Annotated in this window: 28 protein-coding genes and 2 tRNA genes; 10 read left to right on the forward strand and 20 right to left on the reverse strand. The window is 52.0% G+C overall.

Translation table 11 applies throughout. The features are described from left to right. Positions 1-152: 152 nt before the first annotated feature. A tRNA-Met gene (locus MUU51_RS09290) sits at positions 153-229 on the reverse strand. A 332-nt stretch (positions 230-561) separates the two neighbouring features. On the opposite strand from MUU51_RS09290, the gene argG reads away from it, so the two are divergent. From argG to MUU51_RS09310, 4 genes are all read left to right on the forward strand, one after another. Beyond that, positions 562-1,908 carry an argininosuccinate synthase gene (gene argG / locus MUU51_RS09295; RefSeq protein ID WP_159772196.1) on the forward strand — a complete coding sequence of 449 codons (1,347 nt, stop codon included), beginning with the start codon at positions 562-564 and terminating at the stop codon, positions 1,906-1,908. Positions 1,909-2,095: 187 nt separating this feature from the next. Next, on the forward strand, positions 2,096-2,725 hold the full coding sequence (locus MUU51_RS09300; protein ID WP_159772199.1) for a winged helix-turn-helix transcriptional regulator: 630 nt from the start codon (positions 2,096-2,098) through the stop codon (positions 2,723-2,725). Between the two features lie 217 nt (positions 2,726-2,942). Continuing rightward, positions 2,943-3,974 carry a porin OmpA gene (gene ompA, locus MUU51_RS09305; RefSeq protein WP_159772203.1) on the forward strand — a complete coding sequence of 344 codons (1,032 nt, stop codon included), beginning with the start codon at positions 2,943-2,945 and terminating at the stop codon, positions 3,972-3,974. A gap of 79 nt (positions 3,975-4,053) precedes the next feature. Further along, positions 4,054-4,605 (forward strand): YfaZ family outer membrane protein, encoded by a 552-nt coding sequence (locus MUU51_RS09310; protein WP_159772206.1) that lies wholly within the window; start codon positions 4,054-4,056, stop codon positions 4,603-4,605. A gap of 51 nt (positions 4,606-4,656) precedes the next feature. Here the strand turns inward: MUU51_RS09310 and MUU51_RS09315 are convergent, their stop codons facing one another. From MUU51_RS09315 to rlmE, 7 genes are all read right to left on the reverse strand, one after another. Next, positions 4,657-5,055, reverse strand: coding sequence for a KPN_03583 family lipoprotein (locus tag MUU51_RS09315; protein WP_509908847.1), 399 nt, complete (start codon positions 5,053-5,055; stop codon positions 4,657-4,659). A 159-nt stretch (positions 5,056-5,214) separates the two neighbouring features. After that, positions 5,215-5,301 (reverse strand) — tRNA-Leu (locus MUU51_RS09320). A gap of 10 nt (positions 5,302-5,311) precedes the next feature. Further along, positions 5,312-5,641 (reverse strand): preprotein translocase subunit SecG, encoded by a 330-nt coding sequence (gene secG, locus MUU51_RS09325; protein WP_110510560.1) that lies wholly within the window; start codon positions 5,639-5,641, stop codon positions 5,312-5,314. Between the two features lie 224 nt (positions 5,642-5,865). After that, a complete protein-coding gene (gene glmM / locus MUU51_RS09330; protein ID WP_159772212.1) occupies positions 5,866-7,203 on the reverse strand; it encodes a phosphoglucosamine mutase in 1,338 nt (445 codons plus the stop codon). Next, positions 7,196-8,044: a dihydropteroate synthase gene (gene folP, locus MUU51_RS09335; RefSeq protein ID WP_258967651.1), complete on the reverse strand. Its 849-nt coding sequence runs from the start codon at positions 8,042-8,044 to the stop codon at positions 7,196-7,198. The genes glmM and folP overlap by 8 nt, the downstream gene beginning before the upstream one ends. A 99-nt stretch (positions 8,045-8,143) precedes the next feature. Continuing rightward, complete coding sequence (ftsH, locus tag MUU51_RS09340) at positions 8,144-10,081, reverse strand: ATP-dependent zinc metalloprotease FtsH (RefSeq protein ID WP_110510563.1); 1,938 nt, start codon at positions 10,079-10,081, stop codon at positions 8,144-8,146. 114 nt (positions 10,082-10,195) lie between these two features. After that, the gene (rlmE, locus tag MUU51_RS09345; RefSeq protein WP_110510564.1) at positions 10,196-10,825 is read right to left on the reverse strand and encodes a 23S rRNA (uridine(2552)-2'-O)-methyltransferase RlmE; all 630 of its coding nucleotides are present in this window, start codon (positions 10,823-10,825) and stop codon (positions 10,196-10,198) included. 125 nt (positions 10,826-10,950) lie between these two features. Between rlmE and yhbY the strand changes: the two genes are divergently transcribed. Continuing rightward, the gene (yhbY, locus tag MUU51_RS09350) at positions 10,951-11,244 is read left to right on the forward strand and encodes a ribosome assembly RNA-binding protein YhbY (RefSeq protein WP_110510565.1); all 294 of its coding nucleotides are present in this window, start codon (positions 10,951-10,953) and stop codon (positions 11,242-11,244) included. 140 nt (positions 11,245-11,384) lie between these two features. Here the strand turns inward: yhbY and greA are convergent, their stop codons facing one another. Then, positions 11,385-11,861 carry a transcription elongation factor GreA gene (gene greA, locus MUU51_RS09355; RefSeq protein WP_110510566.1) on the reverse strand — a complete coding sequence of 159 codons (477 nt, stop codon included), beginning with the start codon at positions 11,859-11,861 and terminating at the stop codon, positions 11,385-11,387. 248 nt (positions 11,862-12,109) lie between these two features. On the opposite strand from greA, the gene dacB reads away from it, so the two are divergent. Next, positions 12,110-13,543, forward strand: coding sequence for a serine-type D-Ala-D-Ala carboxypeptidase (gene dacB / locus MUU51_RS09360; RefSeq protein ID WP_258967652.1), 1,434 nt, complete (start codon positions 12,110-12,112; stop codon positions 13,541-13,543). Positions 13,544-13,591: 48 nt separating this feature from the next. On the opposite strand, the gene cgtA is transcribed toward dacB, so the two are convergent. From cgtA to rplU, 4 genes are all read right to left on the reverse strand, one after another. After that, positions 13,592-14,761 carry an Obg family GTPase CgtA gene (gene cgtA, locus MUU51_RS09365; protein ID WP_159772221.1) on the reverse strand — a complete coding sequence of 390 codons (1,170 nt, stop codon included), beginning with the start codon at positions 14,759-14,761 and terminating at the stop codon, positions 13,592-13,594. A gap of 15 nt (positions 14,762-14,776) precedes the next feature. Then, a complete protein-coding gene (locus MUU51_RS09370) occupies positions 14,777-15,742 on the reverse strand; it encodes a DMT family transporter (RefSeq protein WP_159772224.1) in 966 nt (321 codons plus the stop codon). A 94-nt stretch (positions 15,743-15,836) separates the two neighbouring features. Further along, positions 15,837-16,094, reverse strand: a complete 258-nt coding sequence (gene rpmA / locus MUU51_RS09375; RefSeq protein ID WP_110510570.1) for a 50S ribosomal protein L27 — start codon at positions 16,092-16,094, stop codon at positions 15,837-15,839. Between the two features lie 19 nt (positions 16,095-16,113). Next, positions 16,114-16,425, reverse strand: a complete 312-nt coding sequence (rplU, locus tag MUU51_RS09380; RefSeq protein ID WP_110510647.1) for a 50S ribosomal protein L21 — start codon at positions 16,423-16,425, stop codon at positions 16,114-16,116. Between the two features lie 257 nt (positions 16,426-16,682). On the opposite strand from rplU, the gene ispB reads away from it, so the two are divergent. Together ispB and sfsB are read left to right on the forward strand one after the other, a co-directional pair. Next, complete coding sequence (ispB, locus tag MUU51_RS09385; RefSeq protein ID WP_110510571.1) at positions 16,683-17,654, forward strand: octaprenyl diphosphate synthase; 972 nt, start codon at positions 16,683-16,685, stop codon at positions 17,652-17,654. 176 nt (positions 17,655-17,830) lie between these two features. Then, positions 17,831-18,100, forward strand: a complete 270-nt coding sequence (sfsB, locus tag MUU51_RS09390) for a DNA-binding transcriptional regulator SfsB (protein WP_159772227.1) — start codon at positions 17,831-17,833, stop codon at positions 18,098-18,100. 56 nt (positions 18,101-18,156) lie between these two features. On the opposite strand, the gene murA is transcribed toward sfsB, so the two are convergent. The 7 genes from murA to mlaF all read right to left on the reverse strand — a co-directional run bounded on the left by murA (position 18,157) and on the right by mlaF (position 22,948). Next, positions 18,157-19,416: a UDP-N-acetylglucosamine 1-carboxyvinyltransferase gene (gene murA, locus MUU51_RS09395; RefSeq protein WP_258967653.1), complete on the reverse strand. Its 1,260-nt coding sequence runs from the start codon at positions 19,414-19,416 to the stop codon at positions 18,157-18,159. 48 nt (positions 19,417-19,464) lie between these two features. Continuing rightward, positions 19,465-19,722, reverse strand: coding sequence for a BolA family iron metabolism protein IbaG (ibaG, locus tag MUU51_RS09400; RefSeq protein WP_159772233.1), 258 nt, complete (start codon positions 19,720-19,722; stop codon positions 19,465-19,467). Positions 19,723-19,846: 124 nt separating this feature from the next. Further along, entirely contained in the window at positions 19,847-20,137 is a 291-nt protein-coding gene (gene mlaB / locus MUU51_RS09405) for a lipid asymmetry maintenance protein MlaB (RefSeq protein WP_159772236.1), read from the reverse strand. Further along, the gene (gene mlaC / locus MUU51_RS09410) at positions 20,137-20,772 is read right to left on the reverse strand and encodes a phospholipid-binding protein MlaC (protein ID WP_159772239.1); all 636 of its coding nucleotides are present in this window, start codon (positions 20,770-20,772) and stop codon (positions 20,137-20,139) included. Before mlaC ends, mlaB begins: the two co-directional genes overlap by 1 nt. Before the next feature lie 18 nt (positions 20,773-20,790). Further along, positions 20,791-21,342, reverse strand: a complete 552-nt coding sequence (gene mlaD / locus MUU51_RS09415) for an outer membrane lipid asymmetry maintenance protein MlaD (protein ID WP_159772242.1) — start codon at positions 21,340-21,342, stop codon at positions 20,791-20,793. Between the two features lie 4 nt (positions 21,343-21,346). Continuing rightward, positions 21,347-22,129, reverse strand: a complete 783-nt coding sequence (gene mlaE, locus MUU51_RS09420; RefSeq protein WP_258967654.1) for a lipid asymmetry maintenance ABC transporter permease subunit MlaE — start codon at positions 22,127-22,129, stop codon at positions 21,347-21,349. 6 nt (positions 22,130-22,135) lie between these two features. After that, the gene (mlaF, locus tag MUU51_RS09425) at positions 22,136-22,948 is read right to left on the reverse strand and encodes a phospholipid ABC transporter ATP-binding protein MlaF (RefSeq protein ID WP_159772248.1); all 813 of its coding nucleotides are present in this window, start codon (positions 22,946-22,948) and stop codon (positions 22,136-22,138) included. A gap of 210 nt (positions 22,949-23,158) precedes the next feature. Between mlaF and MUU51_RS09430 the strand changes: the two genes are divergently transcribed. Both MUU51_RS09430 and kdsD read left to right on the forward strand, forming a co-directional pair. Next, on the forward strand, positions 23,159-24,136 hold the full coding sequence (locus MUU51_RS09430) for a calcium/sodium antiporter (RefSeq protein ID WP_159772251.1): 978 nt from the start codon (positions 23,159-23,161) through the stop codon (positions 24,134-24,136). Positions 24,137-24,150: 14 nt separating this feature from the next. Beyond that, positions 24,151-25,137: an arabinose-5-phosphate isomerase KdsD gene (kdsD, locus tag MUU51_RS09435; protein WP_159772254.1), complete on the forward strand. Its 987-nt coding sequence runs from the start codon at positions 24,151-24,153 to the stop codon at positions 25,135-25,137. The last annotated feature ends 9 nt before the right edge of the window (positions 25,138-25,146 follow it).

Genomic DNA, 25,146 nt, shown 5'->3' on the forward strand with positions numbered 1-25,146 from the left:
TTAGTCAGATAACAAAAAACCCCGATAAATCGGGGCTTTAGATAACTGAACCCTACAACCGCAAATGCGGTCTGGAGTACTTTCCGTGAGAATTCTTTCAAATCCAGCGACGAATACGAAGAGTATATTTGAAAAAAAACTCAAAGGGAAAGTGGTTGCGGGGGCCGGATTTGAACCGACGACCTTCGGGTTATGAGCCCGACGAGCTACCAGGCTGCTCCACCCCGCGCCTGAAACGTGGCATATTTTACTCATTCGGAGCAAAAAATGCAAATACTGCTGGGATTTGGTACCGAGGACGGGACGTAAAACCGGCCTGTAGTATATTGAATTTTCATTGGTTATGTCAACTCATTCATATTGACATTTGATGAAGCATAAAAAACCTGCTGTTATGCATAATGTTATCGACGTTCGCAGGGATTTTTTCCACTAACACGCAGGAATCACTTCCTGTTGCCGAAAAAAGATGATTAAATGAAAACTCACTTATTTTGCATAAACATGCAGCGAAGCGTAAGCACTTACCTCCTCACAGTCTGGCAAGCAGGGTTTTACTTTATGACGACGATTCTCAAGCATCTTCCATCTGGTCAACGTATTGGTATCGCTTTCTCCGGTGGTCTGGACACCAGTGCCGCACTGCTGTGGATGCGAAAAAAAGGAGCGGTCCCGTACGCTTACACCGCCAACCTCGGTCAGCCCGATGAAGAAGACTACGATGCTATCCCACGTCGCGCGATGGAATACGGCGCTGAAAATGCACGCCTTATCGATTGCCGTAAGCAGCTCGTGGCAGAAGGCATTGCCGCTATCCAGTGTGGTGCATTCCATAACACCACTGGCGGACTGACCTATTTCAACACCACGCCTCTAGGACGCGCAGTGACGGGCACCATGCTGGTCTCTGCAATGAAAGAAGACGGCGTCAACATCTGGGGCGACGGCAGTACCTATAAAGGTAACGATATTGAACGTTTCTATCGTTACGGCCTGCTGACCAACGCCGAGCTGAAAATTTACAAACCGTGGCTTGATACCGATTTCATCGACGAGCTCGGCGGCCGTCTGGAAATGTCCGAGTTTATGATTGCCTGCGGTTTCGACTACAAAATGTCGGTCGAAAAAGCCTACTCTACCGATTCCAACATGCTGGGCGCGACTCACGAAGCCAAAGACCTGGAATTCCTGAACTCCAGCGTCAAAATCGTGAACCCGATTATGGGCGTTAAGTTCTGGGACGAGAACGTTAAGATCCCGGCAGAAGAAGTCACTATCCGCTTCGAGCAGGGTCATCCGGTGGCGCTGAACGGCAAAACCTTCAAAGATGACGTGGAAATGATGCTGGAAGCCAACCGCATTGGTGGCCGTCACGGTCTGGGCATGAGCGATCAAATTGAAAACCGCATCATTGAAGCCAAGAGCCGCGGGATCTATGAAGCACCGGGCATGGCTCTGCTGCACATTGCCTATGAGCGTCTGCTGACCGGTATCCACAACGAAGATACTATTGAACAATATCACGCTCATGGTCGTCAGTTAGGTCGTCTGCTGTACCAGGGCCGCTGGTTCGATTCCCAGGCGCTGATGCTGCGTGATGCGCTTCAGCGTTGGGTTGCCAGCGCCATTACCGGTGAAGTCACACTGGAACTGCGTCGTGGTAACGACTATTCCATCCTGAATACCGTTTCTGACAATCTGACCTATAAAGCAGAACGTCTGACGATGGAAAAAGGTGACTCCGTGTTCTCACCTGACGATCGTATTGGCCAGCTGACCATGCGTAATCTGGATATTACCGATACTCGCGAGAAGCTGCTGGGTTACGCGAAGAGCGGCCTGCTGTCCGCCTCTTCCGGCAATGGGCTTCCACAGGTAGAGAATCTGGATAGCCAGATGAAGAAATAAGACCATAACTAAGGCCGGTTATCCGGCCTTAGTTATTTTTGTACCGAAAAAAGATTGCCAACCCCGGACTTTTTTCATCCATAAAGCATGTTTGAGTTTATTTTACCTGTCGGTATCCCTGCTAGTGCATTACCATGTCTTCTATAACTTCTGACGGAAGAAATCGTCATTATTCATGAGGATCTCTATGCACCTTACACCACCTATTCGCCCCCAGGAGGCAATAAATCGACTCCTTGAGGCACTTGAACCCTTCGCTACGCCTGTTAACGTGGTCCCAAGAAAAAAACTGAACTGGCATTACAAAGGCAAACAACAAGTCTGGCTCTGTAAGGAAGGGGAAGTCTCAATCCTCCGCGCGTCCGATGGACTGCTGATGATTACGGTCTATGAAGGGCACATTTTTGGCGCGGCAGAAATTTTGCAGCCAATGCGGGGTCATGTTCTGCGCGCAGAGACCGAATGTTCGCTTTCGCGCATTGATGCCGAAGAAGCACTTCGCATTTTCCGGGAACAAAACCTTTGGGAAGATGTCACATCTCTGCTGGCATACCATACTGCGTATCTCGCTTACCGCGATGCGCTGGTTTTACAGCAGCGAACCTATGCGGTTATTCGCAATCATCTGATGGAAATGATTCTCCTTCCTGAAGATATGCGAATGAGAATTTCGATTCTCGATTATATACAAGACAGGACACATCTCTCGCGCAGCAGTATTTTGAACGTGTTATCAGCCCTGAAGAAAGGGAAATACATTCAATTTATTCGCGGCGGATATTTGCAGCATATCGAATCCCTGCCAGAGAAATTCTAATCGCACAGAAACCTTCGGCCATATAAATAACAGCCGAGGGTTTTTTACACTTCAAAACATCCGCAAACACCTCGACAACAAATCGTCTAAAATCCAGCCCAGGTTTAAATTTAAACTTTTTAAAATTAACAGAAAATAAAAATCATCTATATCTTAGCGACCTACGCTATTCATCAACTTTTAAGTTTTTGACTTCAAAATAGGATTAAGGTTCAAAATGAAAAAGACGCTTGTCGCTCTGATTGTTTTAAACGCGTGCGCAGTTTCTTCCGCATTCGCAGCTGGTAACGCAAATACCTGGTACGCCGGTGCTAAATTCGGTTGGTCTCATTACGCTGACGTCAGCGGCAACAAAGATTTCAACGACAGCCTGGCGGCTTCTAACGACTTCAACGTTGATCACGACAACGTTGGCGGCGGTGTATTTGGTGGCTACCAGATCACCAACTGGCTGGCAGTTGAAGGTGGTTACGACTACCTGGGCAACATGCAATTCAACGGTAACAACGGCGTAAACGGCGCTAAAATGAAGAGCCAGGGTCTGCAGCTGTCTCTGAAAACCAGCTACGCTCTGACCGATGACTGGGATCTGTATGGTCGTTTCGGTGCGATGGGTTACCGTGCTGAGACCGACGTTGCTGGTAAGAACAAATTCGAAACTGGCGTGCGTCCAGTGGTTGCCGCAGGTACCGAATATGCCTTCACCAAAAACTGGGCTGGCCGTCTGGAATACCAGTGGGTTGCCAACGTGGGTAACTCTAACCAGATCGGTCTGAGCTCCGACATTCACTCCGTGACTGCTGGCATCGTATATCGCTTCGGCCAGAACGACGACGTAGCACCAGTCGTTGCTCCCGCTCCCGCTCCAGAAGTTAAAACCTTCAACCTGAAGTCTGACGTGATGTTCGGTTACGATTCCGCCGCGCTGACTGACGAAGGTAAAGCTGCCATCGACCAGCTGTATAACTCTCCAGAAATGCAGGCTGCAAAAGATAAAAATACCACCGTAATCGGCTACAGCGATCGTACCGGCCAGGCTGAATACAACCAGGAACTGTCTGCACGTCGTGCTCAGGCCGTTGCTGACCAGCTGGTAGCCGATGGCATGCCTGCTGCAAACATTCAGACCGAAGGCCGTGGCGCCAGCGATTCTGTAACCGGTAACTCTTGTGACAACCAGTCCGGCAATGCGCTGATCAACTGCCTGTCCCCAGATCGCCGTGTAGTGGTACAGATCTCCGGTCAATAAGCTTTACTCGCGATAGCAAACACTTGATTTATTTGCCCGATCATACGTATCGGGCTTTTTTATACCTGAAGGATTACCCATGCGTATGTTTAAGCTAAAAGCGGCTTTGTTGGTTGCCGCACTCGGCACCGCTGCGGCTGCCAATGCATCTATCAATCTCCACGGTGAAGCCGGAGCTGAATTTACTAATCTGTCCGCCAGTTTCGGTGCGAACGATCCCGGCCTGACTTTCAATGGCAACTGGGCCCACAGCGACGACGATGGCGATGTTGCCGGCCTGGGTATGGGTTTCAACCTGCCGTTAGGTCCGGTGCTGTTTACCGTAGGCGGTAAAGCACTGTACCTGAACCCGAAGGACGGTGACGAAGGTTATGCGGTCGCAGTTGGCGGCGGCGCACAGGTTCCTCTGGGCGACTTCATCACCGTATTTGGCGACTACTACTACTCTCCAGATTCACTCTCAAGCGGCGTGGATGACTACGTCGAAGCGAACGCGGGCGTGCGTGTGCGCATCATTAAATCGGTGAGTATTGAGGGCGGGTATCGCTATATGGATATGGCGGGTAAGAACGGACACCGTGACAACAAATTAGCTGACGGCGCCTATGCCGGTGTTAACTTCAGCTTCTAAATGATTTCAGAGATTGCCGGCGACCGGCAATCTCCATTTCGCTCGCCCTTCTCAGGCAGTACCACTCAGCGGTTTTAACATCTCATTGATTGCTTTCAATCCCACGACATTCCCTTCTTTACGATAGGTTTCATTCATCGCGGAAATTTGTTCCAGTTTAGATAACGCCGCAAATACCCGATGAGCATCACTATGAGTATCCAAAACTTCGGATGGACTAACATCATCGCCCATATTTGTCTTCAACGTGTATTGTAACTCACTCAGTCGCGTCGCGTTTTCTTTATAACAATTATTCACGGCGGTGGTGTCAGTTGCGGGGTTATTTGACGCATGGACAACAGGCACCGACATGTCCTGTATTTCTTTCACAGAGGTTAAAGAGGACGAACTGCTGCATGCGGTCAGCATTAATATTCCCGTCAGGGTCACGATTCTGGATATATTCACGACGTCTTCGTTCCTGCATTTGATGTAAAAATAGACGAAGCCGACTTTAGCTATTATTGGAAGAACTCAACAGGAGAGATTTGTTTATAAAAAAACTAAGAAAGTTAAAAAGGACAAAAACAAAAAAAGACGTCTTTCGACGTCTTTTTTCTGGAATATTGGTACCGAGGATGGGACTCGAACCCACAAGCCCGTTAGGGCACTACCACCTCAAGGTAGCGTGTCTACCAATTCCACCACCTCGGTACTGAAATACTTAGTGCGGGATATCGCTGCTCGGCTGTGCCGGTGCTGCTGGCTGAGTCTGCTCCGATTTAGGTGCAGTCAGATTATCCCACTCGCTTCCTTTGTTGGTCTTATTGGTATTGAGGTTACCCAGTACCAGACTGATGATGAAGAACAGCGTCGCCAGAACTCCGGTCATGCGGGTCATGAAATTACCAGAACCACTTGAACCAAACAGTGTAGCGGATGCGCCTGCTCCGAAGGAGGCTCCCATATCAGCGCCTTTACCCTGCTGCAGCATGATTAGACCAACGAGGCCAATCGCAACAAGAAGGAAAACGACCAGAAGAGCTTCGTACATAATCAACCTGTTCCTTGCGGTACTACCGCATACCAATTGCTTCAACCAAAAGCGGGACGTTTTAATGTTTCCCACTGAAGCGGGTGTGAATACTAACCAAAGCGAATCGGCTTCGCAAGGGCAATTTTGATGCATTGTATCAAGTGAAGAAAAAAACAGCAAAAACGGTTCTACTGTTCAACAAAAAGGCGACAAAAGCCGCCTTTTTAGACAGTTAACGCGGATTAAACAGCTTTAACTGCATCGGCAATGCGATTGGCAAAGGTATTCACCAGCGCTTCGTCTTCACCTTCAACCATGACGCGAATCAACGGCTCGGTGCCCGATTTACGCAACAGGACACGACCACGGCTGCCCAGCGCGGCTTCCACGTCTGCCGTTACGCTTTTCACGCTGTCGTGTTCCAGTGGGTTTACGCCGCCATCGGTGTAGCGGACGTTGACCAGTACCTGCGGGAACATCTTCATGCCGCTGCACAAATCCTGCAGAGTCAGATGATTACGCGCAATCGCCGCCACAACCTGCAACGCCGCTACGATACCGTCTCCGGTGGTGGTTTTGTCCAGCAGGATAACGTGCCCGGAGTTTTCTGCCCCGATACGCCAGCCTTTTTCCTGCATTTTTTCAAGAACATAGCGATCACCCACTTTCGCGCGGGTAAACGGGATGCCCAGTTGTTTAAGCGCCACTTCCAGACCCATGTTGCTCATCAGCGTCCCGACCGCGCCACCGCGCAGCTGGCCCTGACGCAGCCCTTCGCGGGCGATGATATAGAGGATCTGATCGCCGTCGACTTTATTACCTTCATGGTCGACCATAATCACGCGGTCACCGTCGCCGTCAAAAGCGATACCTAAATGGGCTTTTTCTGCCAATACGCGGGCCTGCAGCGCACGGACGTCCGTTGCGCCGACTTCTTCATTGATGTTCAAACCGTTCGGTTCGCAGCCGATAGTAATCACCTGCGCGCCAAGCTCACGGAATACATTCGGTGCGATGTGGTAGGTTGCGCCGTTGGCACAATCGACAACAATTTTCAGCTCGTTAAGGCGCAGCTCATTCGGGAAGGTTGCCTTACAAAACTCGATGTAACGGCCAGCGGCATCAACGATCCGGCTGGCTTTACCCAGTTCTGCGGAATCAACGCAGGTGAGTTCTTTTTCCAGTTCCGCTTCAATCGCTTCTTCTACAGAATCCGGCAGCTTGGTACCGTCGATGGTGAAAAATTTGATGCCGTTGTCGTAGTACGGATTATGGGACGCAGAAATAACGATCCCTGCCTCAGCCCGGAACGTGCGGGTCAGATACGCCACCGCAGGGGTCGGCATTGGACCGGTAAAGGACGCAGAAAGGCCCGCTGCGGCAAGACCCGCTTCGAGCGCTGATTCCAGCATGTAGCCTGAAATACGGGTATCTTTGCCAATGATGACTTTACGCGAACCGTGACGAGCCAGCACTTTACCCGCAGCAAAACCGAGTTTCAGAACGAAATCTGGGGTGATCGGGGAGTCGCCCACGCGACCGCGAATGCCGTCGGTACCAAAATATTTACGGTTACTCATAGTATTTTTTTTCCCTTGCAGACAGAGTGGCTTCAACCACACGCATCGCTTCAACTGTCTCTTTCACATCGTGAACGCGAATAATTTGCGCCCCCTGCATCGCGGCAATCACTGCACAGGCCAGGCTGCCACTCAGGCGCTCTGACGGTCCGACATTCAGCAATTGGCCAATCATCATTTTTCGAGACATTCCCACTAATAGCGGCAGGTCATAATGATGAAACTCTGATAAGCGAGCAAGCAGCGCGTAATTGTGGGTGAGATTTTTACCGAAACCGAAACCCGGGTCGAGCAGCAATTTGTTTTTTGTGATACCAGCAGCCTCACAGCGTGCGATGTGCTCAATAAAGAAGCGATTCACGTCTGCAAACACGTCATCATACTTCGGCGCTTCCTGCATGGTTTTCGGCTCACCCTGCATGTGCATCAGGCAGACGGGCAAACCCGTTTCCGCGGCGGCCTCGAGAGCACCAGGCTCGGTCAGTGAGCGGATATCATTGATGATATGCGCCCCAACGCGGGCCGACTCGCGAATGACTTCGGGCTTAGACGTATCTACCGAAATCCACACTTCAAAACGCTGGGCAATCGCTTCTATCACCGGGATAACGCGGGACAACTCTTCGTCAACGCTCACCTCTGCCGCACCTGGGCGAGTCGATTCGCCGCCCACATCGATAATCGTCGCACCGGCGTTAATCATCAGATTGGCGTGTTTTACCGCCTCGACCAACGTGTTGTGCGTCCCGCCGTCAGAAAATGAGTCTGGTGTAACGTTCAGGATGCCCATCACATGCGGATAAGCGAGATCGAGTGTGGTGCCTTGGGCGAAGAGTTTCATGAAGAATCCCTGGTATTGTGTGTGTTAGCAAAATAAAAAAACCCCGGAGCAGTCGCCCCAGGGTTTTCAGTTAAAGCAGCGTCATTAACAACGGATAACTTATTTGTCGTCCAGCTGCTCTGACATGGTGTTACCCGGGTTCGGCGTACGCGGTTCATCGACCGGACGCGGAGCACGCGGGGTGCCATTATTGTCAGAATTGTTGCTGCTTCCGTTGCTGTCTTCCCAACCCGCAGGTGGGCGAACATCACGGCGTGACATCAGGTCATCAATCTGCGGCGCATCAATGGTTTCATACTTCATCAACGCGTCTTTCATGGTGTGCAGAATGTCCATGTTCTCATTCAGCAGCTGGCGAGCACGAGCATAGTTACGCTCAATCAACAGCTTCACTTCCTGATCGATGATACGAGCCGTTTCATCGGACATGTGTTTCGCTTTCGCCACTGAGCGGCCCAGGAACACTTCACCCTCTTCTTCCGCGTACAGCAGCGGACCGAGTTTTTCAGAGAAGCCCCATTGGGTCACCATGTTACGAGCGATGGAGGTCGCAACTTTAATATCGTTGGACGCACCGGTCGACACATGCTCTGCACCATAAATAATTTCTTCAGCCAGACGGCCACCGTACAGCGTAGAGATTTGGCTCTCCAGCTTCTGACGGCTGGCGCTGATTGCGTCGCCTTCAGGCAGGAAGAACGTCACACCTAATGCACGACCACGCGGGATAATCGTCACTTTATGGACCGGATCGTGTTCCGGAACCAGTCGACCGATAATAGCGTGGCCGGCTTCGTGATATGCCGTGGACTCTTTCTGCGCTTCAGTCATCACCATCGAGCGACGTTCCGCACCCATCATGATCTTGTCTTTCGCTTTCTCGAACTCAACCATCGATACGACGCGCTTGTTACCGCGAGCGGCAAACAGAGCGGCTTCGTTGACGAGGTTAGCAAGATCTGCACCGGAGAAGCCAGGGGTACCACGCGCGATGATTGCCGCGTCGATATCTGGAGCCAGCGGTACGCGACGCATATGCACTTTCAGGATTTGCTCACGACCACGTACGTCTGGCAGACCAACAACAACCTGACGGTCGAAACGGCCTGGACGCAGCAGCGCTGGGTCAAGTACGTCTGGACGGTTCGTTGCTGCGATAACGATGATGCCTTCATTACCTTCAAAGCCATCCATCTCAACCAGCATCTGGTTCAGCGTTTGCTCACGTTCATCATGACCACCGCCCAGACCTGCGCCACGCTGGCGGCCTACGGCGTCGATTTCATCGATGAAGATGATGCAAGGTGCAGCCTTTTTAGCCTGCTCGAACATGTCACGCACACGAGATGCACCGACACCCACGAACATTTCTACGAAGTCAGAACCTGAAATTGTGAAGAAAGGCACTTTCGCTTCACCGGCGATTGCTTTCGCCAGCAACGTTTTACCGGTACCCGGCGGGCCCACCATCAAAACGCCTTTAGGAATTTTACCGCCCAGTTTCTGGAAACGGCTTGGCTCACGCAGGTATTCAACCAGCTCGGCCACTTCCTCTTTAGCTTCGTCACAACCTGCAACGTCAGCAAAAGTGGTCTTGATCTGATCTTCGGTTAGCATGCGCGCTTTGCTTTTACCAAACGACATGGCGCCTTTACCACCGCCGCCCTGCATCTGTCGCATGAAGAAGATCCAGACACCAATCAGCAGAAGCATTGGGAACCAGGAAATGAAGATTGAAGCCAGCAGGCTTGGTTCTTCAGGCGGTTCGCCCACGACTTTCACGTTCTTGGTCAGCAGGTTATCAAGCAGTTTAGGATCGTTAACCGGAATGTAAGTCGTGTAACGGTTACTATCTTTCTTGGTAACGTTGATCTCACGTCCGTTGATACGCGCTTCGCGAACCTGGTCCTGATTGACCTCTTGCAGGAAGGTAGAGTAATCCACCTTACGGCCATTTGACTCGCTGGGCCCAAAGCTCTGGAATACTGACATCAGCACGACTGCGATGACCAGCCAGAGTATTAGGTTTTTCGCCATGTCACTCAAGGGATTAACCTCTTATTACAACTGTGTTAATAACAGCGTCAGGTTACTATACATCCGACACAATTCAAACCGCCACCGAAGCGGCAAAGGCTTAAAACGGTCGGGTTATGGTTTTCGCCCGGTCGCTACAATGTACACTTCACGCGAACGTGCACGCGAAGAGTCCGGCTTACGAACTTTAACTTTCGTAAACAGGGAGCGAATTTCCTTAAGGTACTCCTCGAAACCTTCGCCCTGAAACACCTTCACTAAAAAACTACCGCCCGGTGCCAAAACATCACGACACATCTCAAGCGCCAGTTCTACCAGATACATGGCACGGGGAATATCCACCGCTGGTGTTCCGCACATGTTTGGAGCCATATCGGACATGACAACCTGGACTTTACTGTCACCCACACGTTCAAGTAATGCTTTCATGACTAATTCATCACGAAAATCGCCTTGAAGGAAGTCCACACCAACGATTGGATCCATTGGTAAAAGATCGCAAGCGATGATGCGGCCGCTACCCCCGATCTGTGTCACTGCATACTGTGACCATCCGCCGGGTGCTGCACCGAGATCGACAACTGTCATTCCCGGCTTAAAAAGTTTGTCACTTTGCTGTATTTCATCAAGTTTAAACCAGGCACGGGAACGTAACCCCTTTTTCTGTGCCTGAAGAACATATTTATCGCTAAAGTGTTCCTGGAGCCAGCGGCTGGAGCTGGCAGAACGCTTTTTACCTGTCATTTAACATTCCCATCGGGGCAGACCATCATAGTCGGCTGCATAAATTTTAACGGCCGATTTGGCGATAGTTGAGAGATGGCGGTAGAATGAACCGTTTTCAATCCCAACGTAAGCAAAAATATACGATGAATCTGAGTACTAAACAAAAACAGCACCTGAAAGGTCTGGCACATCCGCTCAAGCCGGTAGTTATGCTTGGCAATAATGGTTTGACCGAAGGGGTACTGGCCGAGATCGAACAAGCATTGAACCACCACGAACTCATCAAGGTAAAAATCGCCTCGGAAGATCGCGAGACTAAAGTCCTTATCGTGGAAGCTATCGTTCGCGAAACCGGCGCCTGTAATGTACAGGTCATCGGTAAAATGCTGGTTCTATATCGCCCAACAGCAGAGCGTAAAATCTCGCTGCCACGTTAAGAGTAACCTGAATTGAACACATTTGATGTGTAAAACGAGGGGTTTCCGCGGGCAGGTGAGCAAAATGCCACGCTCTTAACGTTGATAAAAGGCCGCTATGCGGCCTTTTTCTTATCTTTACATTGTGTCAACAATGGGGATTACAGGTAATCCACTTTAATAATTTCGTATTCCACTTCGCCGCCAGGCGTCTGGATAGTCACCACATCGTCTGGCTCTTTGCCGATCAGACCACGAGCGATTGGGGAGTTTACAGAGATGAGGTTCTGCTTAAAATCAGCTTCGTCATCACCGACAATGCGCCAGCTCGTCTCTTCGTCGTTATCCAGATTCAACACCTGCACAGTCGCACCGAAAATGACGCGGCCAGTTTTCGGCATTTTGCTGATATCGATAACCTGAGCGTTCGAGAGTTTCGCTTCAATATCTTTGATGCGACCTTCGCAGAAGCCCTGCTGCTCACGAGCGGCGTGGTATTCCGCGTTCTCTTTCAGATCGCCATGCTCGCGAGCATCGGCAATCGCCGCAATGATTTCAGGGCGACGAACGGATTTCAGGTACTCCAGTTCTTCGCGCAGTTTTTCGGCACCACGTAAGGTCATCGGAATAGCTTGCATGAGTTATACCTCTTTCATCATTCTTTCAGGCACAGCTTGCGCTGCAGCCCTGCACTTCCTTCCGCAGCCCATCAGGGAGCCAGAAGTTAAGCAAAAAGAAAACTGACCCGGAACAAAAATTCCAGGCCAGCGGCAATTTTTCTGTTTGATGCGTATTTTACCCTGAAGTTCACTATGGGTCATCGTTTACTTTACAGGGCGTTGCGCCGTAGTATGGCGTTTTGATTCCAGGTTGTTAGCGCGAGATTATGCGATTTTCCAGATTTATCATCGGATTGACCACCAGTTTAGCCTTTAGCGTCCAGGCGGCGAACGTAGACGTGTATGTCACCCAGCTCCCGGCGGGTGCCAATCTGGCCCTTATGGTTCAGAAAATCGGCGCTAAGGCACCTGACATAGACTATCACAGCCAGCAGATGGCGTTGCCGGCAAGTACTCAGAAAGTGATCACTGCCCTGGCGGCATTGCTACAGCTGGGCCCTGATTTTCGCTTTACCACTACGCTGGAAAGTAAAGGTAGCGTTGATAACGGAATTTTGAAGGGTGACCTTGTTGCACGATTTGGCGGCGATCCGACGCTAAAACGTCAGGATATTCGCAATATGGTCGCCGTTTTGAAAAAATCAGGCGTGCAGAAAATCGATGGCAATGTGCTAATCGACACCTCCATTTTCGCCAGTCACGACAAAGCGCCTGGTTGGCCGTGGAACGATCTGACCCAGTGTTTTAGCGCCCCACCGGCCGCGGCAATTATCGACCGCAACTGTTTCTCAGTTTCTCTTTATAGCGCGCAAAAACCCGGCGACTTAGCGTTTATTCGCGTCGCGTCCTACTATCCAGTTACCATGTTCAGCCAGGTACGCACCTTACAGCGTGGCTCAGGCGAAGCGCAATATTGCGAACTGGACGTCGTTCCTGGTGACCTGAACCGCTTTACGCTTACCGGCTGTCTACCGCAGCGCGCGGACCCGCTACCACTGGCCTTTGCCATTCAGGACGGCGCCAGCTACGCAGGGGCGATTATCAAAGACGAACTTAAGCAGGCAGGTATCACCTATACCGGTACATTGCTACGCCAGACGTTGGCCAATGAGCCGGGTACCGTCATTGCCAGCAAACAGTCTGCTCCACTACACGATTTACTGAAAATCATGCTGAAAAAATCAGACAACATGATTGCTGACACTGTTTTCCGTTCCATTGGCCATGCACGTTTCGGCGTACCGGGCACGTGGCGTGCAGGTTCCGATGCCGTGCGTCAGATCCTGCGTCAGCAGGCGGGTATTGATTTAGGTAACACGATTATTGCCGATGGCTCCGGCCTGTCGCGTCATAACCTGATTGCGCCCGCTACTATGATGCAAGTACTGCAATATATCGCGCAGCACGATACCGAACTCAATTTCATCTCTATGCTGCCGTTGGCGGGCTATGACGGCTCTCTGCAGTATCGTGCGGGCCTGCACCAGGCCGGCGTAGACGGAAAGGTCTCTGCGAAGACGGGCTCATTGCAGGGCGTGTATAATCTCGCAGGCTTCATTACCACCGCCAGTGGTCAACGCATGGCCTTCGTGCAGTATCTGTCGGGGTATGCAGTAGAACCGGCCGATCAGCGCAATCGTCGAATACCGCTGGTTCGCTTCGAAAGTCGACTCTACAAAGACATTTACCAGAACAACTAGAAACGACAAAGGCTCCCAATGGGAGCCTTTAGCGGGAGGTGTAGCGACTTATTTCTTGTAGATGAATTCTACGCCTTCTTCATCGTCTTCATCCCAGTCGTCCCAATCTTCATCGTCTTCGACTTCAGTTTCTTCGAGCTGCTGACGATGATAATCATCCCACATGAACTCGACTTTTTCAGGCTGCTTCTCTTCTTCGGCTTTCGCCACCGGGTTTTCAATGATGAAGGTCATCACATCCCAGCAAAGATCTTTCACGCCCTGCTGGCTGGCAGCAGAAATCAGGTAGAACTTATCTTCCCAACCTAGTGCTTCCGCGATCGCTTTGGCTTTCTCTTCCGCCGCGTCTTTATCCATCAGGTCGATTTTATTGAACACTAACCAGCGTGGTTTTTCAGCCAGCTTCTCGCTGTATTTTTCCAGCTCGCCCACGATGATGCGCGCGTTTTCGACCGGGTCAGAACCATCAATCGGTTCAAGGTCGATGAGATGCAACAGAACGCGGCAGCGCTCAAGGTGCTTAAGGAAGCGAATCCCTAAACCTGCACCTTCCGCAGCGCCTTCAATCAGGCCCGGAATATCGGCAACAACGAAGCTTTTCTCGTTATCCATACGCACCACGCCGAGGCTTGGTACTAGTGTGGTAAACGGATAGTCAGCCACTTTCGGCTTCGCCGCAGAAACAGCACGGATGAAGGTTGATTTACCAGCATTCGGCATACCCAGCATCCCGACATCAGCCAGCAACATAAGCTCCAGCTGCAGATCGCGTTTGTCGCCCGGCGTACCCATTGTCTTCTGACGTGGGGAACGGTTAACAGAAGATTTAAAGCGGGTATTACCCAGACCGTGCCAACCGCCTTTACCCACCATCAGACGCTGACCGTGAGTGGTCATATCGCCCATGGTTTCGCCAGTGCCCTGATCGATAACACGCGTACCGACCGGCACTTTGACAGTGACGTCTTTACCACGTTTACCGGTACAGTCACGGCTCTGGCCATTCTGCCCACGCTCGGCGCGGAAAGCTTTCTCAAAGCGATAGTCGATCAGGGTGTTAAGGTTCTCATCCGCTTCCAGCCAGACATCACCACCGTCTCCACCATCGCCGCCGTCTGGGCCGCCACGTGGAATATATTTTTCACGGCGGAAGCTGACGCAACCGTTGCCGCCATCCCCTGCCACAACCAGGATAGTTGCTTCATCAACAAACTTCATTTTACTCTCCGTAAATCATTCGCCTGAGCGGGGTAGCGTTACAACCGCTTCACGCTTACGCCACCGTCCCCATAGACGATGACCAATGGCGGAATACATCGCGCCCGCAACCACGACAAACGCACCGAGATAACCTATAAGGTTTAGCATCGGTCTGGCGAAGAAATCGGGCCAGGCTATTGATAATAAATCTGAAAATAACAGCGTGAACAGAGGAGTCAGCGTGATTAACGCGCTCACCTGTGCCGCCTGCCAGCGCGCCATGGCTTCCGCCAGCGCACCGTAACCCACCAGGGTGTTTAGCCCGCAGAAAATCAGGCAGGCAAGCTGCCAGTCGCTCAGCTGGGAAATCACACCCGGCCTTGCTAGCGGCAGCAATGCTATCGTACATAAAGTGTACAGCAAAAACAGGATCTGCTGTGAGGCCAGTCGCCGCAATAACACCTTTTGCGCGACGCCATAACTCACCCAGACCGTTGCTGCCCCGACGCCAAATATGACGCCCCAGGTGTAATCCGTCAGACGAGTAAAGATTTCCACCAGGCTGGTGTTGAAAAACATCACCAGACCGCAGAGCAGCATTATCGCACCAACCACCTGTGTCCCGCGCATCTTCTCTTTGAGGATAACGACGCTGGCAATCATCATGCCTACGGGCGACAGCTGTCCTATCACCTGCGAAGCGGTAGGACTTAAATACTGCAGGGACGAACTGAACAGAATAAAGTTTCCGAACAACCCACCGGTGGCAATGGCGAGCAGCACCAGCCAGCGTGGCTTACGGAAAAGCTGCAGCGGTGGCAGCTTGCCTTTTATGGCGAGAATCGAGCCAAGGCCGATACTGGCCATCAGAAAGCGGTAGAACACGATAGTCGGAGGCTCCATCACCTCCAGCACCTGCTTCATTGCAATTGGCAACGCACCCCAACATATTGCGGTGGTGAGCGCCAAAAGAATACCAATGCCCGCCTGCTGTTTCATGCCCGTTTATCCCTGTACGAAATTTACCGGACTTCTAATGTAAAAAGCCCCGCAACACGTTGCGGGGCTTTCATCCGTTACCGGACCGAAAAACTTACTCAGCAACGATGCTGATGTATTTACGGTTGTTCGGGCCTTTAACTTCGAATTTCACTTTACCGTCTGCTTTAGCAAACAGAGTGTGGTCACGGCCACAACCAACGTTGTTGCCAGCGTGGAATTTAGTACCACGTTGACGAACGATGATGCTACCTGCCAGAACTGCTTCGCCGCCAAAGCGTTTTACGCCCAGACGTTTAGCTTCTGAATCGCGACCATTTCGAGTTGAGCCGCCAGCCTTTTTATGTGCCATTTAATCTACTCCTCAGGTCTTAGGCGCTGATGCCAGTAATTTTCACATCAGTGAACCACTGACGATGGCCTTGCTGCTTACGGTAGTGCTTACGACGACGAAACTTAACAATCTTAATTTTCTCGCCACGACCGTGTGCAACAACTTCAGCTTTGATTACGCCGCCATCAACGAAAGGAACGCCGATTTTGACTTCTTCACCGTTTGCGATCATCAGCACTTCAGCGAACTCAACAGCTTCGCCGGTTGCGATGTCCAGCTTTTCCAGGCGAATGGTCTGACCTTCGCTTACTCGGTGTTGTTTACCACCACTTTGGAAAACCGCGTACATATAAAACTCCGCTTCCGCGCACATCTTCGTGTGATTCAGAGTGCGCTATAAATATTCACAATAGGGCGCGAATATTACGCAAAACATGAGCCTTTGACAAGTGGGATCATCAATCAATGCAGAAAAAAAACACAACGCACACGGTGACGTTTATCTGCGTCGTTTTTTCAGTACAATCAGGGCTACAATTGTAACCCAGACTCTTCGTTATCCCTTATGGATAAGCGGTAAACAGGACATAAAGCCCGGCTTTTGCGATGAATTTAGAAAAAATCAATGAGTTAACCGCGCAAGATATGGCGGGTGTCAATGCGGCAATCCTTGAACAACTCGATTCTGACGTCCAACTGATCAATCAGTTAGGGTATTACATCGTCAGCGGAGGCGGAAAACGCATTCGTCCAATGATCGCGGTACTGGCAGCGCGAGCTGTCGGCTATCAGGGGAACGCTCACGTCACCATCGCAGCGCTAATTGAGTTTATTCACACAGCGACGTTGCTGCACGACGACGTGGTGGATGAATCCGACATGCGCCGAGGCAAAGCCACGGCCAACGCCGCATTTGGCAACGCAGCCAGCGTTCTGGTAGGCGACTTTATCTATACCCGCGCGTTCCAGATGATGACCAGTTTGGGGTCGCTCAAAATTCTTGAGGTGATGTCCTCGGCGGTGAACGTCATTGCGGAAGGTGAAGTTCTGCAGTTGATGAACGTCAACGACCCGAACATCACCGAAGAAAACTATATGCGCGTGATTTACAGCAAAACTGCGCGCCTGTTCGAAGCGGCCTCTCAGTGCTCCGGCCTTCTGGCTGGCTGTTCCGATGAGCAGGAAAAAGGTCTTCAGGATTACGGACGCTACCTTGGTACCGCTTTCCAGTTGATTGACGATCTCCTCGATTACAGCGCCGACGGTGAGACGCTCGGTAAAAACGTGGGCGATGACCTGAACGAAGGCAAGCCGACGCTGCCTCTGCTGCACGCCATGCGCAACGGTACGCCGGAACAAGCGGCGATGATTCGCCAGGCAATTGAGGACGGCAACGGACGGCATTTACTGGAACCCGTTCTTGAAGCGATGGCTGCCAGTGGCTCGCTGGAATGGACCCGTCAGCGCGCCGAAGAAGAAGCCGATAAAGCAATCCAGTCTCTGCAATGCCTGCCTGATACCCCATGGCGCGAAGCACTCATCGCCCTCGCCCATATTGCTGTTCAGCGCGACCACTGATCCCCTCCCGCGCACTGCGCGGGAAAGTTCTAATAAAATCATCCACTGCCCCACCACCTTGATTTAATCCGAATGTCACCTTCTCTTACTTGAACTTTTTAGAACTTAATCGCTTTCAGCGTTATAGTAATGCAGCCACCAGGCGATGGTGGTTTGTTTATCAACAGGGAGAAAGTATGGATAAATTCATCGACTGGCATCCTGCAGATATCATTGCCGGATTGCGTAAAAAAGGAACATCACTGGCAGCGGAGTCCCGCAAAAATGGACTGAGCTCGTCAACGCTGGCAAATGCCCTCACCCGCCCCTGGCCAAAAGGGGAAGCCATCATTGCGGCGGCATTAGGCACCGAACCGTGGATTATCTGGCCATCGCGTTACCACGATAGAATCACGCATGAATTTATCGACAGAACGCAGCAGATAAGACAGCCGAAGAAGAAGTAAAACCGATAAGCACCCCGAGTCTTGCTGACGCGGGGATGCCTTAGCAGGAAGCGAAATTATTCGCCTTTGATACGCTCGATGGTGGCGCCCAGCGCACGAAGTTTGTCCTCGATACGCTCGTAACCACGGTCAATGTGGTAAATACGCTCCACGATGGTCGTGCCTTCCGCGATACAACCTGCCAGCACCAGGCTTGCAGACGCTCGCAGATCGGTCGCCATGACCTGCGCCCCAGACAGTTTCTCCACACCGTGACAAATCGCCGTGTTGCTTTCGATTTCAGCATGCGCGCCCATGCGGATCAGTTCCGGCAGGTGCATGAAGCGATTTTCGAAAATGGTTTCGGTTACAACACCAGTACCTTCAGCGACCAGGTTCAGCAGGGTGAACTGGGCCTGCATATCAGTCGGGAAGCCCGGGTGCGGCGCAGTACGCACATTCACCGCCTTTGGACGCTTACCGTGCATGTCGAGGCTAATCCAGTCTTCACCGACTTCGATATCCGCACCCGCTTCACGCAGTTTTGCCAGCACCGCATCCAGCGTATCCGGCTGTGCGTCGCGACAAACAATTTTTCCGCCTGAAATGGCCGCAGCCACGAGGAAAGTGCCGGTTTCGATACGGTCAGGCAGAACGCTGTAAACGCCGCCGCCCAAACGCTTAACGCCTTCGATAGTGATACGATCGCTACCCTGACCGGTGATTTTCGCACCCAGAGCATTGAGGAAGTTGGCGGTATCAAAGATTTCCGGCTCACGTGCGGCGTTCTCGATGATAGTCGTGCCTTCAGCAAGCGTTGCGGCGCTCATGATGGTTACAGTGGCACCGACGCTCACTTTATCCATCACGATGTGCGCGCCTTTCAGGCGACCGTTCACAGACGCTTTGACGTAACCTTCTTCCAGTTTGATCTCTGCACCCAGTTGCTCAAGGCCGGTTATATGCAGGTCAACAGGACGTGCACCGATAGCACAACCACCAGGCAAAGAAACCTGACCCTGACCAAAACGTGCCACCAGCGGACCCAGTGCCCAAATGGACGCGCGCATGGTTTTCACCAGCTCGTAAGGGGCGCAGAACACGTTAACGTCGCTGGCATCAATCCACACGGAGCCGTTACGCTCAACTTTGGTTCCCAGCTGGCTCAGCAGCTTCATGGTAGTGTCGATATCTTTCAGCTGCGGTACGTTTTTAATCTCAACCGGCTCTTCAGCCAGCAGTGCTGCGAAAAGGATCGGCAGTGCCGCATTTTTGGCACCGGAGATGCTCACTTCGCCCTGGAGACGTGAAGGCCCCTGTACACGAAATTTATCCATTCGTTCAAATCTCTTTTAAAATTCACCTGTGTAACGGGCGGTTACCCGTTACATAAAACCGTTAAGTTTGCGATCGCGTGCCCACTCTTCTGGGGTATACGCCTTGATCGACAGGGCATGAATTCGGTTATCAGCAATATATTCCATCAGTGGAGCATAGATGGACTGCTGTTTTTTTACCCGACTCATTCCCGCAAACAGTTCGCCCACGGCAATAACCTGAAAGTGACTGCCATCGCCAGAGACGTGGACTTCCTGAAGGGAGAGTGCGTTCATAAGCACTGTCTGAATTTCATGATTTTCCATGGGATAATTTCATCTGATAGTGAAAACAGCCCAACATCTTAGAGGAAAGTGCCGCTGTCTTAAACAAGCAAAAAGCCCCGACGCACAAAACGTAGAGGCTTTTAAGAGTAATACATTGAATAATTTAGGGGATCAGATCGGGCGGCAGATTATAAAGTTGAACAAGGGTGTTCATCTTTTCACTTTTGCCAACGATGCTGACAGCAGAACCCTGCTGGCGAACCTGTGCGACCAGATGCATCAGCAGCGCCACACCGGCTGTATCCACGCGGGTTATCTCGCTCAGGTCGATGGTCTCGACGCCCTGCATCACCTCTTTTCGCGCGTCCCAGAGTGGAACCAGAAAATCCTGATCTAATTCCCCCTGCAATAACAGTCGTCCGCCTTCACGCGTCCAGCGTAATGAGTCGGTCATTATTTTTTCTGTTCCAGCGTAATCGGCTGTTTAGAAATCGCCTGCAGCTGAGAGGTCAGACCATCAATACCTTTAGTACGCAGCAGATCGCTCCACTCATTTTGTTTGGTGGTGATCATGCTGACGCCTTCAGCAATCATGTCAAACGCCTGCCAGTTACCCGTTTGGGTGTTTTTACGCCACTGGAAGTCGAGGCGAACCGGTGGACGACCGTTCGGGTCAACGATTGTGACACGGATAGGCAGAATGGTGGCATCGCCAAGCGGTTTCTCTGGGGCAATCTGATAGGTCTGACCGTGGTACATCGCCAGCGCCTGGCCATAAGCCTGCTTCAGATACTCATGGAACGCGGCAAAGTATGCTTCACGCTGTGCCGGGGTTGCATCACGGTAGTAGCGGCCTAAAACCAGCGCACCCGCGTATTTCACCTGCACATACGGCAGCAATTCCTGATCAACAATCTGACGCAAATAGTCAGGATTGGAACGAATCTGAGACTGTTCATTTTTGAGGCGGGTAAAGGTTTTCTGAGCCGCCTCGTTCATCAGAGTATACGGGTTGGATTGATCCGCCGCCGTGGCCGCCGTCAGTGGGGCAATGACCAGCATGGCAACCATAAGTAAGCGTTTAAACATGGGTTAATTCTCCTGAGATTAGTGCGTCGTTGCAGCAGGCGCCGTAGCGTCAGTATGGTCTTCCGCCGGGTTTTGCGCTTCGTCTGAATTCTTATTTTCTCCGCCTTTGTTGCTATAGAGGAACTGACCAATCAGGTCCTCCAGTACCAGCGCAGATTTCGTATCCTGAATCGTGCTGCCTTCTTTAAGCATCGACGTGCCCATTTCCGGATCATCAAAACCGACATTCAGCGCGAGATACTGCTCGCCCAGCAGACCGGAGGTACGGATAGCCAGCGAACTGGTATCCGGGATCTGGTTGTACTGTTCTTCGATATCCAGCGTAACACGTGGAAGATAGGTCTTCGGGTCCAGCGAAATATCAGCCACACGACCAATCACCACCCCGCCGATACGGACCGGAGAGCGGGCTTTCAGGCCGCCGATATTATCGAAGGTGGCATAAACCTGATAGGTCGGTTCCGTGCGTAAAGAGGTCACGTCCGCTGCTTTCAGGCATACGAACAGCGCCGCCAGAAAAGCCACCAGAATAAAAATACCTACCCAGATTTCACTTTTTTTCGTTTGCATGAACTCAATTCCCAAACATCAGTGCAGTCAGCACAAAATCCAGCCCCAGTACCGCTAACGACGAATGCACCACGGTGCGCGTCGTTGCGCGGCTGATCCCTGCGGAAGTGGGGATCGCATCGTAACCGTTGAACAATGCAATCCACGTCACCGTAATGGCAAATACCACGCTTTTAATCACGCAGTTCACCAGGTCCGTACGCCAGTCAACGGCGTTTTGCATCGCCGACCAGAAGAAGCCCGCATCGATCCCTTTCCAGCTCACGCCAACCAGCGATCCGCCCCAAATACCGACGGCGACAAAAATAATCGTCAGCAGCGGCAGCGAAATTACGCCCGCCCAGAAGCGTGGAGCAATTACGCGTCGCAGCGGGTCGACCGCCATCATTTCCATACTGGAAAGCTGTTCAGTCGCGCGCATCAGGCCAATTTCGGCGGTCAGCGCAGAACCGGCGCGCCCGGCAAAGAGCAGTGCGGCTACGACCGGCCCCAGTTCACGCAGCAGCGATAACGCCACCAGCATACCGAGACTGGTTTCTGCACTGTAGGTGGTTAGCACCAGATAACCTTGTAAACCCAGCACCATTCCAATAAACACGCCCGAGACGATGATTATCAGCATCGACAGCACGCCCACGCTATAAAGCTGGCGTACTAATAAAGGGGCATGTTTACGGAGCTCAGGCTTGCCAACCACCGCATTGAACAACATTAACCCGGCACGTCCGAAAGTCGAGATTGTCTTAATCCCCCGATGCCCGAGCGCAGCCAGTGCATTTAACAGCATGAGCAACTAACTCCCTGTTCCGAATAAATCGTGATGATAATCGCCCGCCGGATAGCGGAATGGCACCGGGCCATCAGCAATGCCATCCAGGAACTGGCGCACGCGCGGATCGCTGTTTTCCTGTAGCGACTGTGCGCTGCCGTGAGCGACAATTTTTCGGTCCGCCACGATATAGGCGTAGTCGGCGATACTCAGCACTTCCGGGACGTCGTGGGAAACCACGACGCAGGTGACACCCAGCGAACTGTTGAGCTCAGAAATCAGCTTGACCAGTACACCCATGGTGATCGGATCCTGGCCCACGAAGGGCTCATCAAACATGATCAAATCCGGCTCGAGGGCAATGGCTCGCGCCAGTGCGGCGCGGCGCGCCATCCCGCCGGACAGCTCAGAAGGCATCAGTTTAGCAGCCCCGCGCAACCCCACAGCTTCCAGTTTCATCATCACCGTGCTTTTCAGCAGCGGTGCAGGCAGGCGCGTGTGTTCACGCAGCGGGTAGGCAACGTTATCGAAAACGTTCAGGTCGGTGAACAGCGCACCCGACTGGAACAGCATGCTCATGCGCTTACGCACGGCGTACAGTCGTGAGCGAGACATTTTTGGCACATCTTCGCCATCGAACAGAATCTCACCGCTGTCAGGCGGTATCTGTCCGCCAATCAAACGCAGCAGCGTGGTCTTACCGATCCCTGACGGTCCCATGATGGCCGTAATTTTACCGCGAGGCACCGACAGCGAGATGTTGTCGAAGATACTTCGGGAGCTACGCGTGAAGCTCACGCCGCGAACTTCGACTAAATTATCCAGTGTCTGGGTCATAGGTTTATCCCTGGAAAAACCTCTTCGGGTTAAGCATGGCGCGATTTGACGCCCCTAACCCATCATTTTTACAGAATCTTACCTGCCACAGTTAGCGAAAGCAGGCATTTGTTTTACTTTTTCAACGCATAAAGTCAAAATTAAGAATTCGTCCGCGCCATGCAGGTGGTGCAAAGCGGCTGACGATTATACCTGAAGAAAGGACTTTAGATGCTTTTAGCGACGGCTCTGTTAATAATTGGTTTACTTCTGGTGGTCTACAGTGCCGATCGTCTCGTTTTTGCCGCCTCGATTCTATGCCGCAGCATGAACATCCCGCCGCTGATTATCGGCATGACGGTCGTTAGCGTTGGCACCTCGCTTCCAGAGATAATCGTATCCGTAACCGCATCTTTTCACGGACAAATTGATCTCGCTATTGGCACCGCGATCGGCTCAAACATCATTAACATTTTGCTGATCCTTGGCCTGGCCGCGTTGCTGCATTCGTTTACCGTCCATTCCGATATCCTGCGTCGGGAATTGCCGCTAATGTTAGTCGTAAGCCTGTTAGCGGGTTTTGTGCTGTATGATGGGCAGTTAACAAGGATAGATGGCTTATTTCTGTTCGCATTGGCTGTGCTGTGGCTGTTTTATATTGTTAAAATCGCCCGCCTGGCGGAACGGCAGGGAAATGACAGCCTGACGCGTGAACAATTGGCAGAATTGCCCCGCGAAGGGACGCTGCCCGTCGCCTGCTTATGGCTCGGTGTTGCCTTAATCATTATGCCAATGGCCACGCGCATGGTGGTGGATAACGCCACCGTGTTGGCGAACTACTTCGCGATGAGCGAGCTGACCATCGGTCTGACGGTGATTGCCATTGGCACCAGTCTGCCAGAGCTTGCCACTGCCATCGCCGGGGCACGTAAAGGAGAGGACGATATCGCCATTGGCAATATCATAGGCTCCAATATTTTCAATATCGCCATCGTGATGGGTATTCCTGCGCTGGTCGCGCCGGGGCCGTTTAATCCGCTGGCGTTTAGTCGTGATTACGGTGTGATGGTGCTGGCCAGCATGATTTTTGCCCTACTGTGCTGGCGCCGTAAACCACAAATTGGCAAAGGTGCCGGGGCAATACTGACCGGGTGCTTTCTTGTTTGGCTGGCGTTCCTTTGGTGGGGCACGCCGTTTTTCGCAGAGTGAATCGGGATAACATTATGTCGCAAATAGATTTGCAGCCGGGTTTTGACTTTCAGCAGGCAGGCCTCGACGTGCTGGAGATTGAACGTGAAGGTCTGGCGCAGCTCGATCAGTTTATCAATCAGGATTTCGCCCTCGCCTGCGAAAAAATAGCCTACTGCGGCGGTAAAGTCGTGGTGATGGGCATGGGTAAGTCCGGGCATATTGGTCGTAAATTGGCGGCAACATTTGCCAGCACCGGCACGCCGTCGTTCTTTGTTCATCCTGGTGAAGCCGCTCACGGCGACCTCGGTATGGTCTCGCCGCAGGATGTCGTCATCGCGTTATCCAACTCCGGTGAGTCCAACGAAATTCTGGCGCTGATCCCGGTGCTCAAACGCCTGCATGTGCCGCTTATCTGCATGACCAGCCGCCCGGAAAGTAGCATGGGCAAGGCTGCGGATATCCATTTGTGCGTCAGCGTACCGAAAGAAGCCTGTCCGCTGGGCCTCGCGCCAACGTCGAGCACCACCGCGGCCCTGGTCATGGGTGATGCGCTGGCGGTTGCGCTGCTCAAAGCACGCGGCTTTACCGCCGAAGATTTTGCCCTTTCACATCCGGGTGGCGCGCTGGGCCGTAAGTTACTGCTGCGCGTAAACGACATCATGCACACCGGCGATGAAATTCCGCACGTCAGCCCTGATGCTTCCCTGCGCGACGCGCTGCTGGAAATCACACGCAAAAATCTCGGTCTGACGGTTATCTGCGACGATCAGATGAAAATCGAAGGCATTTTCACCGATGGTGACTTGCGTCGGGTGTTTGATATGGGCGTTGACGTTCGCGATATGAACATCGCGGATGTGATGACCCGTGGCGGCATTCGTGTCCGACCAGGGATTCTGGCCGTTGATGCACTGAATCTAATGCAGTCTCGTCATATCACCTGCGTCATGGTTGCCGATGGCGACCATCTGCTGGGTGTGATACATATGCATGATCTCCTGCGCGCTGGCGTAGTGTAAGTAAGGAAA

The sequence above is a fragment of the Scandinavium manionii genome (genome assembly GCF_024764775.1).
In the GTDB taxonomy this organism is placed as follows: Bacteria; Pseudomonadota; Gammaproteobacteria; order Enterobacterales; family Enterobacteriaceae; genus Scandinavium; species Scandinavium manionii.